Genomic DNA, 15,490 nt, shown 5'->3' with positions numbered 1-15,490 from the left:
CGATACTGACGACCGGCGAGCGTGAGGTATTGATGAAACCCGACGGCGGCGACCCCCTCGGCGGTCACGACGACACCGACCGTGTCGGCGGTCGCGACGACACCGACCGCGTCGGCGGTCGCGACGACATCGAACGTGCCCACCTGAAGGATCCGCACGACGCCTCGCACACCATCCACCGTTATCCCGCCGCTTCCGACCTCACGGATCTGATGCAGCGGTACTGGATTCCCGTGTGGTCGGTGCCGGCCGGGCGGGAGGCACCCCAGCGGGTGCTGCGCTATCCGGTCTGCCAACTGGTGGTTGCGCACGATTACGCGCGCTTCTACGGTGTCGAACACGGACTGTCCACGGTCACCCTCACCGGCGAGGGCTGGGCGGTCGGGTCCATGCTCAGCCCGGCGGCCGGGGCACTGATCACGGGCACCTCGCTCGCGGCGTTCACCGACCGGGCCGTCGACCTCACCGATGTCCTCGGCGATGCCGGCGCGCGTCTGATCACGCGGGTTCGGGAGGCGATGGCACACGGCCCGGACTCTCGCGAGTCGCACCGCGCCGCGACGGAGGCGTTCGACGACGTGCTGCGCGCCCATCTGCCGATCGATGAGGAGGGGCGACTGGTCAACCGGGTGGTGGCGTTCGTCGAGGAGAACTCCGACGTCCTGCGGGTCGAGCAGGTGCGCGCGGAGTTCGGTCTCGGCGAGCGCGCGCTGCAACGCCTCGTCCAGCGACGGATCGGGCTGACCCCGAAGTGGCTGATCCAGCGGCGGCGACTGCAGGAGGCCGCCGGTCGCCTGCGCGAGAAGCCCGGTTCGTTGTCGGAGGTCGCCGCGGTCCTCGGTTACGCCGACCAGCCGCATTTCGTACGTGATTTCGCGAGGGTCATGGGCATGACGCCGGGCGCGTTCGCGGCTCGCTACGGCGGTGGATGATCGCCCTTGTCCGACAGGTCCGTCGGATTCGGGCGGGTGTACCACATAGTGGAAGGTCCTAAACCTGCGACGCTTCTCGATCAGGTGAATGTAACGAAGCGCACAGTGAAGACGACCTACCTGTCGAAGCACGAGAAGGAACGAAGGGGTTCACCGTGGGACACGACCGCCTACTTTTCATCGGACGTCCGGATGCGGACGAGGTCGCACACTGGAGCACTCTGCGCGAGCTCGCTCCTCAGCGAGGATGGAAGCCCACCCGGACGTTCGAGCCCGGCGAAGTCGCCTGGGCCGTCGCCGCCGGTAGCGCCTTCGAGCAGTCCGGACCGATCGCCGAGGTGATCCATTCGCTGCAGGAAGCTCATATTCCCTGCACCAGCGCACTCGACGCGATCCGCCACGCGTACTCGGCCTCGCGCCTGTCAGTCTAGTTCATAGGTGGGGGCCGCGTCTCGCCGTCGCGGTGCGACTACTCGGGCCCGTCGCGGTGCGACCACTCGGGCCCGTCGCGGTGCGGCCACCCGCTGTGCGTTCTATCCGAAGGGACTGACGTCGAGCCAGGACGCCAGGAACCCGGAGTCGCCGAAGACCTCCACGTCGGCTGCGCCCACAGCGCGCCGACGATAGAGCACCAACAGCAGTTCCGTCAGCGGGCCGCGTACCGCCACGGCACTCTTCTCGTGGGCATGCCGCCACGCGAAGTCCTCGCCGGACAGGTCCACGACCCATTCCGCCGACGTGTCCGTCGCGTGGAAATGCAGCGTCCGGTCGGGTCCGTGCAACACGCGGTGCCGTTCGACATCGAGTCGTGGCCAGGTGACGACCGCCAGGTCGAGCCATTCGTCCACGCAGTCCACCGCAAGATCGTGGGCCGGCTCGAAGTCCGCTCCCAGTGCGAGTGCAGCGTCGGCGCGATGCACCACGGTCTCGTGGGCGAAGCGTCGGGCGAAGAACTCCGGGGTCTTCTTGCCACCCGGGATCGGTGTCCACACCCGCATGTTCGGACCGACCTCCCGCAACGCGGCCCCGAATTCGCGCGCTCCTTCCCGTAACCACGGAATCAGCTCGTCCGGATCCTCGTCGACGTAGTCCGCCAACTCCCGCATCGCGCGGTCGGTGCGCGGCATCGACCCTTCACCGCGGACCGCCTCGCTCGCCCAGCGGTGGCCGTAGCCGATGTGTCGGGCGAGCTGACCGAGGTTCCATCCCGGGCACGACGGCACCGGTGTGGTCATGTCCTGCCCGGCCAGTGAGTCCACCAGCAGTTCCGTCTGTTCGACGATCTCTCCGCAGTAACGCGCGTAGTCCAGCATGCCTACCCTTCGTACTCGGCCCGATACCCGCCCCGATTCTGCACGGTCGGCCGTAGGCTGGGCGCCATGCCGGCCGACGAGAGCGCACTCGAAGCCCTGTTCCCTCCCACCGGTGTCGCTGTGCTCGCGACGATCAAGCGCGACGGGCGACCCCAGTTGTCGAACGTCACCTACCGGTACGAGCCCGCGACCCGCACGTTCTCCGTCTCCATCACCGACGACCGGGCAAAGACCCGGAACGTGCGCCGCGACCCGCGTGTGAGCCTGTTCGTCGACTCCGACGACAAGTGGTCCTACGCCGTCGCGGAGGGCGAGGCCGAGCTGACGCCGGTGGCCGCGGACCCCCACGACGACACCGTCGAGCAGCTCGTCGAGTTGTATCGAGCGGTGCAGGGCGAGCATCCGGACTGGGACGACTTCCGGGCCGCGATGGTCGCCGATCGCAGGTTGCTGCTGCGTGTACGGGTCTCCCGCTTCTACGGCGCCGCCCGCTGATCCGGGCTTTTGTTGTCCTCGAACGATTCTGGTGGTTTCGACGTCGCTGAGCTCGGTCGGGAACACCGAAGTTCGGGATCAGGATTGCTTGCGGAACAGAATCGCGGAAGTCGGACGGCGCGGCGTCGCCGCATCCGGACCCGGTCCCGCGCGTACACCGACCCGGATCATCACTTGCGGCACGCCCTCGATGCGGGCCGTTTCCCGCAGGAACGCACGTGAGGATTCGGATTCCGTCAGGTGCGTGACGGAGCAGGTGGCCAGTCCACGGGCGGTGCACGCGAGGAGCACGGCCGATAGGGCTTCACCGCTCCGCAGCCAGTCGAGCCGCGTGTCCGTCGTGGTCGACAGGAGAAGTATCGCGGCTCGGTCCTCCGTCTCTGCCGACTCGCCGGTCGCGTTGCCGGGAGGGAACTCCCGCTCCGTCGCTACCGTGCGCCGTCCCGGTGGGAGTGCGTCCGGAGGTATTCCGTCCGGGTGCATCCCGTGCCCGGCCCACCAGGAAAGTTCCGTCTGGTAGGCCGCATCGGAGCGACGCTCACCGCCGATGCGACGGGACAACTCTTCCAGTGCAGGTCGCTCGTGTTCGGCGATGGCACTCAGGCGGACACCCGCGGGTTCGGCGAACATCTGCAGAGCGCTCTCGGTCCGAGCCCACTCCTGCGGAGCCCCCATCGGTAACCGCTCGGTACGTCGGCGGCCGATCGCCTCTGCCATCCGGAGGTCGGTGTCGGTCACCGCGTCAACTCGGCGGAAGCGCAGCGTCGCGAGACAACGACGATTCGTCGCGTCCGGCATCCGTTCGACCACCGTGGCCCAGCGCCGGGCGGTGAGCGCCACCCGCAGATGGTGCAGCACTGCTCCACAGGACAACACCATCTGACGACCGGACGGATCGGTGGCCGGAAGGATGCGATCACTGTCGCTGAACAGCGCAAGCTCGTCCGCGTCCAGAGTCCACCGCCACGGCTGGCTGTTGTGAAGCGACGGCGCGCGACCCGCGAGCGCAACTGCCGACTCGAGAGTCCGACGGTCCGGCATCGTCTCCACTGCTGCCTCCGGGTTCCGAAAACGTCACCTTCCAGTGTCACGTACAGCCGTCGGATTTCGACGAGATTCTCGCGGGACGACCGTAAGCTGAACGGGTGTACTCGTACAAGGTGATCGAGATCCGCGAGGGCATGCTCGGCGGGAAGATGTCCGGCGGCAAGCTCGAGAAGATCCTCAACGATCATGCCCGAGATGGGTGGCGCCTGAAGGCGATCACCTCCGCCGACATCAAGGGACGGATCGGTCCCGGTGGCGTCGAGGGAATGCTCGTGACGTTCGAACGCGAAGAATAGAAGTCATGTCGCAGCGGATGCCGGTGCCCACCGGTAGCTGCAGTAGCTCCTGTCGGCCGTTGCCGGCGACCTGAGCCGAAGGACGGACAGGTGTCGTCGCAGCCGGAGGTCCGCTCGGGTTCGACACTGGTACTCGCAGTGCTGGCGTCGGGCCAGTTCCTGATGACGCTCGACAGCTCGGTGATGAACGTGTCGATGGCGACCGTCGCGCAGGACGTCGGCACCACGATCACCGGCATCCAGACCGCGATCACCCTCTACACCCTCGTGATGGCATCCTTGATGATCACCGGCGGGAAGGTCGGCACGATCCTCGGTCGACGTCGCGCGTTCGGTGTCGGACTGGTCATCTACGGCATCGGCTCGTTCACCACCGGACTCGCCCCGAACCTCGCGGTCCTACTGGTGGGCTGGTCGTTGCTCGAAGGCATCGGCGCGGCCCTGATCATGCCGGCGATCGTCTCGCTCGTCGCGGCCAACTTCGCTCCCGAGCGACGTTCCGCAGCGTACGGTCTGGTCGCGGCGGCCGGTGCATCGGCCGTGGCCGTGGGTCCGTTGCTGGGCGGGGCCGTCACGACGTTCGCGTCGTGGCGTTACGTCTTCTTCGGCGAGGTCGTCCTGGTGGTGCTGATCCTGCTGGTGCTGCGCCGTATCGAGGACGTTCCCCCTCACCGCGTCCACCTCGACCTCGTGGGATCCGCACTGTCCGTACTCGGTCTGGGATCCGTCGTCTACGGCGTCCTGCGTTCGAGCGAATGGGGCTGGGTGCGGGCCGAGCCGGGCGCACCCGCCGTACTGGGTCTGTCCCCGGTCATCTGGCTTCTCGTCGCGGGCTCGCTGGTGCTCTATGCATTCATGCGGTGGCAGAGCGCTCTCGTCAGCAAGGGTCGCGACCCGCTGATCGATCCGGGGCTGTTCGCCAACCGACAGCTCGTCGGTGGTCTGACGATGTTCTTCGCACAGTTCGCGGTGCAGGCCGGAGTCTTCTTCTCCGTCCCTCTCTTCCTGTCGGTCGTACTCGAACTCAGCGCAGTCCAGACAGGTGTGCGGATCCTGCCGTTGTCGATCGCGCTGGTGCTGGCCGCAACGGTGATCCCGAAAGTGCGACCCCACGCCGATCCCCGACGCGTGGTGCGTATGGGTCTGGGTTCGATGATCCTGGGGATCCTGATCCTCGTTGCCGGTATGGACCCGGGTGCCGATGCGGCCGTGGTGTCGATACCGATGTTGTTGATGGGTCTCGGCCTGGGAGCGTTGGCGTCCCAGCTCGGCGCGATCACGGTCTCGTCGGTACCGGATTCCCAGAGCGCCGAAGTCGGCGGTGTGCAGAACACCGCAACGAATCTCGGGGCGTCGCTGGGCACCGCACTGATCGGATCGATCCTGATCGCCACCCTCACCACATCGGTCGTTGCCGGAATCGAGGACAACTCCGACATCCCGCCGTCGGTGCAGCAGCAGGCGACGACCGAGCTGGCCTCCGGTGTGCCGTTCCTGTCCACGACCCAGTTGCGGGCCGGGCTCGACGAGGCGGGTGTCGACCCGTCCACAACGGAAGCACTCGTCGCGGTCAACGCCGACGCTCGACTCGAAGGGCTACGCGCCGCGTTCGCTGTGACAGCGCTCCTCGCGATCGCGGCGCTGTTCGGAACCGGACGGCTGCCGCGACGATCGGTCGGAACACCACCGCCCTAGAGAACTTCGGTGGTTCCACCCGCGCTGAGCGGGGGTGGAACCACCGAAATCGATCGTATGCAGGTCAGGACGCGAGCAGTCGACGGAACGAACTGCGGTGGAACACGATGGGTTCGACATCGGCGTCGGTGAGCAGTTCGTTGATGCGCAGTACGACGATCGCGTGGTCGCCCGCCGGAACCTCCTGCTGCACAGTCACGTCCATGCGCACGCTCGTGCCCGAGACGAACAGCGCGCCGCCTTCGCGGCTCTCGATGTCGATCCCGGCGAAGCGATCGCCGTTCTTCGCGGCGAGCACCCGCGCGGCACCGTCGTGCTCCTCGCTCAGCACGCTGATGCCGAGATGCGGGAGCGACGCCAGACGCGGCCATGTGGTCGAGGTGTTCTGTACGCAGAACGAGACGAGCGGCGGATCGAGCGACACCGGCACGAAAGTGCTCGCCGCCATCCCGATCCGCTCTCCGTCCATCTCCGCGCAGATCGCGACGACGCCCGAGGGGACGTGCGCGAATGCCTGGCGCAGAGACGGTCCGTCGAGAGTGGTCATGAGGCGGCCTCGTTTCGAAGTGCGGCGGACAGCACCGACGACCAGCGTTCGGCGTAGTCCGCAATACGGATCTCGGTTGTGTAGGTCGAATCGTGAAGATACAGGCCGGGGGCTGGGCATAGCGCCCCAGTTCTACCACCGAGTGTGATCACATCCACAACGTGATCGGGCTCTCGTCCGGTGAGGGCCGTGGCGAGGCGGGCTCCGGCGTCGAGGGTGCGGGACGCGAGCTTCGGGTTGCCCGCGACGACAACGATCGTCACTGGAGATCACCTTCCGGATCGGCCCTCGGGGTGGAGAGCGACATTCGCCGCCATCCTTCTCGCCGATCGAGCAGACCGGAACTGTTTCGATCCGTACGAGCGGAAACCTCGACGACCCCTCGGTAGGGTCGGGTGGATGAGTGTCGCGGATTCACAGTCAGCCCCCACGGACGGTCTCGCAGGATGGGCGCTCGAGTTGATGGATCGCCTCGGCGGTGTCGGCGCCGGCATCGCGATCGCTCTCGAGAACTTCTTTCCGCCGCTTCCCAGCGAGGTCATCCTGCCGCTCGCCGGGTTCGCCGCGAGCCTGGGCAGTTTCACCCTGTTCGGTGCGCTGTTCTGGACGACCCTCGGTTCCGTGGTCGGCGCTCTCGGTCTCTATTCGATCGGCCGTTGGGTGGGTGAGGACAGGATTCGCGCGGTCATGCGGAAGCTTCCACTCGTCGATGTCGAGGACCTCGACCGTTCGACCGCCTGGTTCCAGCGGCACGGACGCAAGGCCGTCTTCTTCGGCCGGATGGTGCCCGTCTTCCGGAGCCTCATCTCCATCCCCGCCGGTGTCACACGGATGCCGATCTGGCAGTTCCTCGCGTTCACCACCGCGGGCAGCCTCATCTGGAACTCGATCTTCGTGCTGGCCGGTTATCAGCTCGGCGAGAACTGGAGCGCCGTCGAACCGTACGCCTCGGCGCTGCAGTACGTCGTGATCGCCGTCGTCGTGGCGGTGATCGGCTACGGGATCGTCCGGCGCATCCGCTCGCGTTCGAAGGACACCGCTTCGCACAACCGCAACTGACGGGTCAACCCCACACGGTGATCGCCGTGCACGCGCCCGCCACGACCAGCACCGTCAGGACGTCCCCGAGCCGCAGTCGCAGCGGCCGGCGGGTCGCCGATCGAGGACCCCGGCGGGTCGCCGATCGTGGTCCCCGTACCGCCAGCGCGTCGCCGAGATCGCGGACCTGGCGCATGGATACCGACACCACCGCGCCGACGGAGTCGGCCACCTCCTGCCACCATCCCGCCGGAGTGCGGATGCCGGGCCGGCCGCGGACCTTGCGCGCGGCGAACAGCACCCGCATCTCGGCGCGAACGGTCGGCAGCATCCGCAGCGCCAGCGCGCACACCGTCACCCATTCGTCGACGGGTAGCCGTAACAGTCGCAGCGGGGCGAACAACACGGGCAGGGCGTCGACGAGGTCGGACAGTCGCGTCGTCCACCCGACCAGCGACGCAAGGACCAGCAAACCCACGCCGAGCAGCATCGTCCGGACGTAGGCGGTGAGCCCGCCACCCGCTGCGTTGAGGACCAGGCCGACGGCGAGGACCGCGAACACCCACCACGGAATCGTCGGGACCACCCCGCGCGGGATCCGTGCGACGAGCACACCCACGACCAGCACGCTGAGCAGGATGCCGAGTCCGGTCCAGCTCGGAGCGAAGCTCGCCGCCACCGACAGCGCCGCTGCCGACAGGACCTTCGTGCCGGCCCACACCCGGTGCAGGGGTGTCTCCCGAGGCACGGGCCGCAGCAGGATGATCGGGCGCCGCTGGCGTGTGCGCGTGCGTGTGCGTGTGCGACTCATGCGATCACCGCTCCCGTCTGCTCCACGATGCGTCCGTCCTCGAGTACCACGGTGCGTGAACACACCTCTTCCATTCCGTGCAGGTCGTGGGAGATGACGACGACGGTGACGTGCTCGACCGCGCGTAGATGGGCGAGGATCGACACGACCTCGCGGCGGCCCTGCAGGTCCAGTCCGGCCAGCGGTTCGTCGAGCACGAGCACCCGCGGGGTGCGGGCGAGTTGGGCGGCGATCGCGACCCGCCGCATCTCGCCTCCGCTGAGCCGGTCGATCGGCCGGTCGATCAGTTCGGGACGCAGACCCACCCGGTGCAGGACGGCGGCGACGTAGCCGCGGTCGGTGTGCGGAAGCCCGGCCACCTCGGAGATCTCCTGGGCCACGGTCGGTCGTTGCAATTGCAGCCGTGCCTGCTGGAAGACCATGCCCACTTCTCCGTGCAGATCGGCCGTCGGGGTGTCGTGCAGCACGGCCGTTCCGCGCGTGGGGCGCATCAGTCCGGCGACGATCCACGCGAGCGTGGACTTGCCCGAACCGTTCTCCCCGACGACCAGTACCCCTTCACCGCGGCAGATCGTCAGCGACACCTCGCGCAGCGCGGTGTGTGCCCAAGGTGTGCCGGCCGCGTAGATGTGCGTGACGTCGCGCAGTTCGAGGATCGGCTGCGGGAAGGACGGGACGGTAGCAGGCACCGGCGCCGGGGGTGGCGGCGCCGCGACCCGCGGGACGATCCGGCCGTCGGCGATGTGCACGATCCGGTCGGCGGCGCGGGCCTCGTCGTCGAGGTGGGTGACGAGCACGACCGCGGTGCCCTCCCGCGCGACGTCGGCAAGCAGGCGGATCAGGTCCGCGCGGCTGTCGGCGTCGACCATCGCGGTGATCTCGTCGGCGATGAGCAGTGCGGGTCGCCGGGCGAGTGCGCCCGCCAGTGCCAGTCGCTGCAGTTGCCCGCCGGACAGATCCTCCGTGGCGCGATCCTCCATTCCGACCAGGCCGACGCGGGCGAGCAGATCGTCGACGTCGACGTCGTCGATCCCCCACCGCAGGTCCTCGGCGACGGTGCGGCCGAGCACCTGGCTCTCGGGATGCTGCAGGATCATCGCGGTGCCACCGGGTCGTCCCGGCCCGACGGGTCCGGGCCGGTCGACCAGGCCGACGGTCGGCTCGAGTCCCGCGAGCAGCCGCACGAGTGTCGACTTGCCCGAGCCGTTGCCGCCGACAATCGCGACGAACTCCCCCGGCCCGATCGTGAGGTCGATGTCCGACAGGGCGTCGCGGTCGGTTCCCGGATACCGGTAGCCGACGAGCCGCAGTGCGACGGGAAGCGGAGCCGGGTCGGCCGTGGGGTCCTGCTCGGGCCAGTCGACCGATCGGGTCGCCCACGTACTGCGCAGGGCGACCACCCGGAAGATCCCGAAGCACAGCAGTGCGGTGCCCACGGTCCCGATGAGCACTGCGCCACCGATCCACACCCACCACAGCCGCACCATGATCTCGAGGGTCCGGTCCCAGGTGTCGACGAACTGCTCACCCGCACCTGCGGCTTCGAACGCACGGAGCGTGCCGCGCATCGAGGCTTCCAGTGCCTCGAGCAGCAGGATCCGGGTCCGGTCGAACAACAGCAGCAGACCGCACGCGACCGCCGCGAGCAGCAGCCCGGCGGGAACGGATCCGGCCAGCACCGCGAATACCGCGGCGTGACCCCACCGACGGTGCGCGAACCCGACGAGGGTTCCGATACCGGACAGGACGACGACCGCGGCGACGGCGAACGGCCCACCGGCCACGAGCGCAACGACCCCGGCGGCGACCGTCGCAGCGACGATCGCGCGCAGGCGGCCGGTGGCGGCGAGGAAGGCGACGGGGAGCGCGACGAGCACCTGGGCGACTCCGACGGGTATCAGTCCCGCGACGACCGACAGCACAGCCGTCAACGTCCCGAAGACCGCCGCTGCGGCGGCCTCCGGTGGTCGTAGAGGTCCCCGTGTCCTGGTCACCGATCGCACCGGGTCCAGTCTGCCAGCCGCTAGTGCGACCGCACGTTCCCGCGTCGGGGATCTTGCGCACGGCGACCCGCAGTGGCATCCCCGATCCCACCCCGTGCTCGCGCGCCTCGTAGGAGGCGGTGGAGACCACTCCGCGCGCGGTGGGATCGCCGCGACCGCCGACCACCACCGGCCGGCCCGCCAATTCCGGATTGCGCAGAACCTTGACCGCGGCGATGAACTGGTCGAGGTCGACGTGAAGGACCCACTGGTCGATGCCGGGCGTGCCCATGCCGACAACCGTAGGACGCTCGCCACGGGTGCGGGCCCGGATTCCGGGTGAGCGGTGCGGATCGACCGAACAGTCCTTGCCTCGAGCATTCGCTACCGCTCTTGCCGTCCGCTATGGCAATTGCCGTAGCGGATGACCATTCCTGTAGCGGATGGACGATCACATGATGTGGTGCCGACCCACCGGCAGCACCAGCGGCTTGCCGGAGACCGGATCGGAGATCACGCGACTGTCCAGACCGAAGACCGCCTTCACGGTCTCCCCGGTGAGCACCTCGGAGGGATCCCCCGACGCATAGATGCTGCCGTCGGCCATCGCGACGAGGTGGTCGGCGTACCGCGCGGCGAGGTTGAGGTCGTGCAGGACCATGACGATGGTCGTCCCGCGGTCGCGGTTGAGGTCGGTGAGCAGGTCGAGGACCTCCACCTGGTGGCTGACGTCGAGGAAGGTGGTGGGTTCGTCGAGTAGCAGCAGGTCGGTCTGCTGCGCGAGCACCATCGCGATCCACACGCGCTGCCGCTGACCGCCCGACAGTTCGTCCACGGAACGCTCGGCGAGTTCGGTGGTGTGGGTGGCGGCGAGCGCATCGGCCACTGCCGCGTCGTCCTCCCGGCTCCAGCGCGAGAGCACCCGCTGGTGCGGATGCCGGCCGCGGCCCACCAGATCGGCGACGACGATGCCCTCGGGGGCGATCGGCGACTGCGGCAGCAGCCCGAGCGTGCGGGCGAGCTTCTTGGCGGGCAAGCGGTGGACGTCCTTGCCGTCGAGCAGGACGTGGCCGCCGCGCGGCGACAACAGTCGCGACATCGACCGCAGCAGCGTCGATTTCCCGCACGCGTTGGCGCCGACGATGCACGTGATCCGCCCCGGCGGCACCTGCAGGTCGAGGTTCTCGACGACGGTGCGGTTGCCGTAGCCGAGTTCGAGGTTCTCGGCGATCAGGGCGTGCGTTGCGGTCACAGCGAGCCTCCCGCGCGGTTGGAGCGAATGATGAGGTAGACGAGATAGGGCGCGCCGAGCGCACCCGTCACCACCCCCACCGGGTAGCGCGTGCCGAAGGCGTATTGGCCGACGAAATCCGCGACCAGCACGAGCAGCGCCCCGACGAGTGCCGCCGGGACGAACAGCGACGTGCCCCGCCCCACGATCCGCGCGGCGATCGGGCCGGACAGGAAGGCGACGAATGCGATGGGTCCGGCCGCGGCGGTCGCGAACGCGATGAGTCCGACCGCGGAGACGATCGCGAACACGCGTGTGCGTTCGACCCGCACGCCGAGTGCCTGCGCGGCATCGTCGCCGAGCTGGACCATCGACAGGTTGCGTGTCTGCACGAGCAGCACGGGCCCGAGCACCAGGAGGGCGGCGACGACGGGCACCGCCGCACCCCACGTCGCACCGTTGAGGCTGCCGGTGAGCCAGCGCATCGTCTCCTGCAGATCCCAGGTCGCCGCGGTGCTCAGCAGGTAGGAGGTGACGCTGTCGAGCATGGCGGCGATCCCGATGCCGATGAGGATCAGGCGTGTGCCCGCCACCCCGCCGCGATAGGACAGGCCGTAGATCAGGAGAGCCACGGCGAGACCGGCGACGATCGCGACGACCGACACCCCGGTGCCACCGAGTCCGAGCACGATGATGGCGAAGGCCGCCGCGGCGCTCGCGCCGGAGCTGATGCCGATGATGTCGGGGCTCGCGAGCGGGTTGCGGAGCATCGTCTGGAAGGTGATGCCGCCGAGCCCGAAACAGATGCCGGCGACCACCGCGAGGACCGCGCGGGGAAGCCTCAGGCGGCCGACCGTGAAGTTCGCGCCGGCCACGTCCTGTCCGAGGACGACACGCAGCACGTCCGCGGGCGGATAGAACGTCCGGCCGAACATCAGACTCGCCGCGAAGGCCGCGACCACGAGGGTTGCGAGCACGGCGATGACGAGACGGCGTCGGCGTCCGCGCCGTATCCGGCTCGCGGCGAGGTCGTCGATGCCGGTGTCGATGGTCTCGAGTGTGGCGGTCACAGTTCGCGCAGTTTCTGCCGTCGGACGATGTACACGAAGAAGGGCGCCCCGATGAGCGCGGTGATGATGCCGACGTCGATTTCGGCGGGTCGCGCCACGATGCGGCCGACGACATCGGCGGCGGTGAGCAATCCCGCGCCGACGAGAGCGGAAAACGGCAGCAACCACCGGTTGTCGATGCCGATGAGCAACCGGCACAGGTGCGGCACGACGAGGCCGACGAACGCGATGGGGCCGGCGATGGCGGTCGCCGCCCCGCACAACAGCACCGCACCGAGCGAGGCGATGCCGCGGGCGAGAGCGACCCGTTCGCCGAGGCCGGCGGCCATGTCGTCGCCGAGCGCGAGCGAATTGAGGCTGCGCGCCGACAGCAGGCAGATGGCGAAGCCGAGGACGAAGAACGGCAACGCCTGGGAGATGGCGTCGAAGTTCGCTCCACCCACGCCGCCGATCTGCCACGACCGCACGCTGCCGGCGATGTCGCCGCGCGGCAGGATCACGGCGGTGACGAACGACGCGAGCGCCGCCGAGGTGGCGGCACCGGCGAGGGCGAGCTTGAGGGGTGTCGCTCCCCCACGCCCGAGCGACCCGATCGTGTAGACGAACACCGCAGCGGCGGCGGCACCGATGATCGCGACCCAGATCATCGACGTCTGCGTCCACAATCCGAACCATGCCATGCCGATCACGACGGCGAGCGAAGCACCCATGTTGACGCCGAGAATGCCCGGGTCCGCCAAGGGATTACGGGTCACCCCCTGCATCACGGCGCCGGCGAGACCGAGCGCCGCGCCGACCAGCATCGCGAGCACCGTGCGCGGGATGCGTTTGGCGATCGCGCCCTGACCGATGTTGTCGGTGGCGCCGCCGAGAGCCGCGACGATGTCGGCCCAGTCGACGTTGCGCGAACCGATCGTGATCGATGCGATCACCAGCAGGACGAGCACACCGAGCAGAACGAGAAGCCAGACGGAATTGCCGATGGTCGAGCGCCCCTTCTCGGAGGCGCTCGGCATCGACTCGTCGTGTAGTGCGGTCACTCCGCGTTCGTCTTGGCAGCTGCGTCGGAGAGCAGCTGGACGTAGTCGGACAGAACCCAGGAGATCGCCAGCGGCGTCGGGTTCGCTGCGGTGCCGAGCGGCCCGGAGCCGTCGAGGAAGACGATCGAGCCGTTGCGGACGGCGGGCATCTGCGACAGCAGCGGGTCGGCCTCGAGCGCGTCGACGAGTTCCTGGTCGCCGTAGGTGACGATGATCTGCACGTCGTCGAAGACGTCGACCTGCTCGGCGCTGACCTTCTTGGAGAAGGCGTCGTCGGTGGAGGCGTCCGCGACGCTCTTCGGGGTGGCCAGTCCGAGGTCCTCGAAGAAGGCGGCGCGGGTGTCGTTGGCGGTGTAGAAGCTGACCTGGCTCAGGTCGGCGGTGTCGACGTGGGTGAGGAACATCGTCGCCTTGCCCTCGAGTTCGGGGTGGGCGGCGGCCGCGTCGGCGATCTCCTGTTCGAGGCTCGCGACGAGCTCCTCGCCCTCCTCGGCCATGCCCAGGCCGGCGCTGTTGAGCTCGATCATGTCGCGCCACGAGGTGGCCCAGGGAGCCTCCGGGTACGCGACGACGGGAGCGATCTCGCTGAGGGTCTCGTAGTCCTCCTGCGTCAGACCGGAGTAGGCGGCGAGGATGACGTCGGGGTTCGTGTCGGACACGGCCTCGAAGTCGATGCCGTCGGTCTCGTCGAACAGCACGGGGGTCTCGGCGCCGAGTTCCTCGAGACGTTCCTCGACCCACGGCAGCATGCCGTTGCCGTCGTCGTCACCGAAGTTGGCGGCTGCCATACCCACCGGTACGACGCCGAGCGCGAGCGGCACCTCGTGGTTGGCCCAGTTGACCGTGGCGACGCGTTCGGGTTTCTCGTCGAGGGTGGCGGTGCCGAGCGCGTGCTCGATGGTGATCGGGTACTCGCCCGAACCGGCGGAGCCGGAGTCGGCGGTGTCCGAGGAGTCGGAGGATCCACAGGCGGTGAGACCGAGGGCGACCGCGACGGATGCGGCGGCGATCGTCAGGAGGCGCTTCGAACGCATGGAGGCAGAACTCACTCTCGTACGGGGTGGGGGCTCGGCCTTACCACTGGCGGCAGTTAGGCGAGGTTTGCCTAAACCGTAATGTTCGCCCGAATCCGACGCAATCGCTCGATCGGGACATCCCCTGTAGCGATCGGGACATCAGCCCACCCGGAACATTCCCGGTGTCGTGCCGGTGACCCTGCGGAAGGCCGCGCCGAACGCGCTCGCCGATCGGTAGCCCACCTGTTCGGCGACGTCGTCGACATCCGTGCCGTGGCCGAGCAGCATCACCGCTCGCTGCGCACGGACCGCCGCGACCCAGCGTCCGAGACTCAGGCCGGTCTCCGCCCGGAAGGTGCGGGTGATGGTGCGGGTGCTCACCCCGAGTTCGGCCGCCCAATCCGAGAGCGTCCGCGGATCGCTCGGGTCCTCGGCGATCGCCTCGACGATCGGTCGCACGACCGTCGACGACGGCACCTGCACCATCAGCTCGTGCTCGGCGGGGGTGAGCACGTCGAGCACCATGCGCTCGGTCAGCGACCGCGACTCGTCGCCGAGACGATCGTCCGCCAGCCGGTCGAGCAGCAGTCGCAGCAGGGGTGCCATCTCCACCGCGACCGGACCTTCGGACAGCGAGGGAGCGGAGTCGATCCCGAAATGCGCGGTGCGGTACCAGGTTCCGGCGGGCAGGACGCCCCAGTGCAGCAGGCCCGCCGGAATCCACAGTCCCATGGTCGAGGTGATGGTCCATGTGCGCGACCCGATGGTCGCGCTGGACGCGCCCCGGTCGTTCCACAGCAGCTCGTGCGTCGGGTGCGAATGCGGCTCGAAGCGGGTCTCGCGGGAGACGAGTTCGTCCATGCCTGCGATGACGAACGGCACGTCGATCTCGCCGGCCTCGTAGACCGGCAACGTCCTGCTCTCCGCCGCCTCGACACTCTTCACTCGGCCTCCTCCGCTGCACGACGACGACAATC

Annotated in this window: 17 protein-coding genes and 1 pseudogene; 6 read left to right on the top strand and 12 right to left on the bottom strand. The window is 68.6% G+C overall.

The features are described 5' to 3' along the window. Nucleotides 1-32 precede the first annotated feature (32 nt). Entirely contained in the window at nt 33-932 is a 900-nt protein-coding gene (locus BO226_RS04015) for a helix-turn-helix domain-containing protein (protein WP_071934662.1), read from the top strand. A gap of 155 nt (nt 933-1,087) precedes the next feature. Beyond that, entirely contained in the window at nt 1,088-1,363 is a 276-nt protein-coding gene (locus tag BO226_RS04010; protein WP_006552872.1) for a hypothetical protein, read from the top strand. Nucleotides 1,364-1,465: 102 nt separating this feature from the next. Here BO226_RS04010 and BO226_RS04005 read toward each other — a convergent pair whose 3' ends face one another. Next, nucleotides 1,466-2,245, bottom strand: a complete 780-nt coding sequence (locus BO226_RS04005; protein ID WP_071934661.1) for a maleylpyruvate isomerase family mycothiol-dependent enzyme — start codon at nt 2,243-2,245, stop codon at nt 1,466-1,468. Between the two features lie 57 nt (nt 2,246-2,302). On the opposite strand from BO226_RS04005, the gene BO226_RS04000 reads away from it, so the two are divergent. After that, nucleotides 2,303-2,740, top strand: coding sequence for a PPOX class F420-dependent oxidoreductase (locus BO226_RS04000; RefSeq protein WP_371746955.1), 438 nt, complete (start codon nt 2,303-2,305; stop codon nt 2,738-2,740). A 78-nt stretch (nt 2,741-2,818) separates the two neighbouring features. Here BO226_RS04000 and BO226_RS03995 read toward each other — a convergent pair whose 3' ends face one another. After that, the gene (locus tag BO226_RS03995; RefSeq protein ID WP_071936348.1) at nt 2,819-3,781 is read right to left on the bottom strand and encodes an Acg family FMN-binding oxidoreductase; all 963 of its coding nucleotides are present in this window, start codon (nt 3,779-3,781) and stop codon (nt 2,819-2,821) included. Nucleotides 3,782-3,885: 104 nt separating this feature from the next. On the opposite strand from BO226_RS03995, the gene BO226_RS03990 reads away from it, so the two are divergent. Together BO226_RS03990 and BO226_RS03985 are read left to right on the top strand one after the other, a co-directional pair. Continuing rightward, entirely contained in the window at nt 3,886-4,083 is a 198-nt protein-coding gene (locus BO226_RS03990) for a DUF4177 domain-containing protein (protein WP_006552868.1), read from the top strand. Nucleotides 4,084-4,173: 90 nt separating this feature from the next. After that, on the top strand, nt 4,174-5,778 hold the full coding sequence (locus tag BO226_RS03985; RefSeq protein ID WP_019288905.1) for an MFS transporter: 1,605 nt from the start codon (nt 4,174-4,176) through the stop codon (nt 5,776-5,778). A 64-nt stretch (nt 5,779-5,842) separates the two neighbouring features. Here the strand turns inward: BO226_RS03985 and BO226_RS03980 are convergent, their stop codons facing one another. Together BO226_RS03980 and BO226_RS03975 are read right to left on the bottom strand one after the other, a co-directional pair. Beyond that, nucleotides 5,843-6,325: a flavin reductase family protein gene (locus BO226_RS03980; protein WP_006552866.1), complete on the bottom strand. Its 483-nt coding sequence runs from the start codon at nt 6,323-6,325 to the stop codon at nt 5,843-5,845. Continuing rightward, the gene (locus tag BO226_RS03975; protein ID WP_019288904.1) at nt 6,322-6,588 is read right to left on the bottom strand and encodes a hypothetical protein; all 267 of its coding nucleotides are present in this window, start codon (nt 6,586-6,588) and stop codon (nt 6,322-6,324) included. The genes BO226_RS03980 and BO226_RS03975 overlap by 4 nt, the downstream gene beginning before the upstream one ends. Before the next feature lie 136 nt (nt 6,589-6,724). Between BO226_RS03975 and BO226_RS03970 the strand changes: the two genes are divergently transcribed. After that, entirely contained in the window at nt 6,725-7,384 is a 660-nt protein-coding gene (locus BO226_RS03970) for a DedA family protein (RefSeq protein ID WP_033098021.1), read from the top strand. A 4-nt stretch (nt 7,385-7,388) separates the two neighbouring features. Here the strand turns inward: BO226_RS03970 and BO226_RS03965 are convergent, their stop codons facing one another. The 8 genes and pseudogenes from BO226_RS03965 to BO226_RS03930 all read right to left on the bottom strand — a co-directional run bounded on the left by BO226_RS03965 (nt 7,389) and on the right by BO226_RS03930 (nt 15,458). Beyond that, entirely contained in the window at nt 7,389-8,174 is a 786-nt protein-coding gene (locus BO226_RS03965) for an energy-coupling factor transporter transmembrane component T family protein (RefSeq protein ID WP_019288902.1), read from the bottom strand. After that, a complete protein-coding gene (locus BO226_RS03960; protein WP_198040605.1) occupies nt 8,171-10,168 on the bottom strand; it encodes an ABC transporter ATP-binding protein in 1,998 nt (665 codons plus the stop codon). The genes BO226_RS03965 and BO226_RS03960 overlap by 4 nt, the downstream gene beginning before the upstream one ends. A 49-nt stretch (nt 10,169-10,217) precedes the next feature. After that, nucleotides 10,218-10,448: pseudogene (locus BO226_RS03955) on the bottom strand (Y-family DNA polymerase); the annotation flags it as partial. Nucleotides 10,449-10,607: 159 nt separating this feature from the next. Next, nucleotides 10,608-11,408, bottom strand: a complete 801-nt coding sequence (locus BO226_RS03950; protein WP_033098034.1) for an ABC transporter ATP-binding protein — start codon at nt 11,406-11,408, stop codon at nt 10,608-10,610. Beyond that, nucleotides 11,405-12,457 carry a FecCD family ABC transporter permease gene (locus BO226_RS03945; RefSeq protein ID WP_064256644.1) on the bottom strand — a complete coding sequence of 351 codons (1,053 nt, stop codon included), beginning with the start codon at nt 12,455-12,457 and terminating at the stop codon, nt 11,405-11,407. Before BO226_RS03945 ends, BO226_RS03950 begins: the two co-directional genes overlap by 4 nt. Then, nucleotides 12,454-13,473: a FecCD family ABC transporter permease gene (locus BO226_RS03940; RefSeq protein WP_071936347.1), complete on the bottom strand. Its 1,020-nt coding sequence runs from the start codon at nt 13,471-13,473 to the stop codon at nt 12,454-12,456. Before BO226_RS03940 ends, BO226_RS03945 begins: the two co-directional genes overlap by 4 nt. A 20-nt stretch (nt 13,474-13,493) precedes the next feature. Next, nucleotides 13,494-14,531, bottom strand: coding sequence for an iron-siderophore ABC transporter substrate-binding protein (locus tag BO226_RS03935; protein WP_071934659.1), 1,038 nt, complete (start codon nt 14,529-14,531; stop codon nt 13,494-13,496). A gap of 141 nt (nt 14,532-14,672) precedes the next feature. Then, nucleotides 14,673-15,458: an AraC family transcriptional regulator gene (locus BO226_RS03930; RefSeq protein ID WP_071934658.1), complete on the bottom strand. Its 786-nt coding sequence runs from the start codon at nt 15,456-15,458 to the stop codon at nt 14,673-14,675. Between the last annotated feature and the right edge of the window lie 32 nt (nt 15,459-15,490).

Source organism: Rhodococcus sp. 2G (assembly GCF_001886355.1).
Lineage (GTDB): Bacteria > Actinomycetota > Actinomycetes > Mycobacteriales > Mycobacteriaceae > Rhodococcus > Rhodococcus pyridinivorans.
This window is presented reverse-complemented; position numbering and strand designations above follow the sequence as displayed.

Coding starts and splice junctions, on each gene's coding strand:
- BO226_RS04015 (WP_071934662.1), top strand. CDS start 33: ATGAAACCCGACGGCGGCGACCCCCTCGGCGGTCACGACGACACCGAC.
- BO226_RS04005 (WP_071934661.1), bottom strand. CDS start 2,245: ATGCTGGACTACGCGCGTTACTGCGGAGAGATCGTCGAACAGACGGAA.
- BO226_RS03995 (WP_071936348.1), bottom strand. CDS start 3,781: ATGCCGGACCGTCGGACTCTCGAGTCGGCAGTTGCGCTCGCGGGTCGC.
- BO226_RS03980 (WP_006552866.1), bottom strand. CDS start 6,325: ATGACCACTCTCGACGGACCGTCTCTGCGCCAGGCATTCGCGCACGTC.
- BO226_RS03970 (WP_033098021.1), top strand. CDS start 6,725: ATGAGTGTCGCGGATTCACAGTCAGCCCCCACGGACGGTCTCGCAGGA.
- BO226_RS03965 (WP_019288902.1), bottom strand. CDS start 8,174: ATGAGTCGCACACGCACACGCACGCGCACACGCCAGCGGCGCCCGATC.
- BO226_RS03940 (WP_071936347.1), bottom strand. CDS start 13,473: ATGCCGAGCGCCTCCGAGAAGGGGCGCTCGACCATCGGCAATTCCGTC.
- BO226_RS03935 (WP_071934659.1), bottom strand. CDS start 14,531: ATGCGTTCGAAGCGCCTCCTGACGATCGCCGCCGCATCCGTCGCGGTC.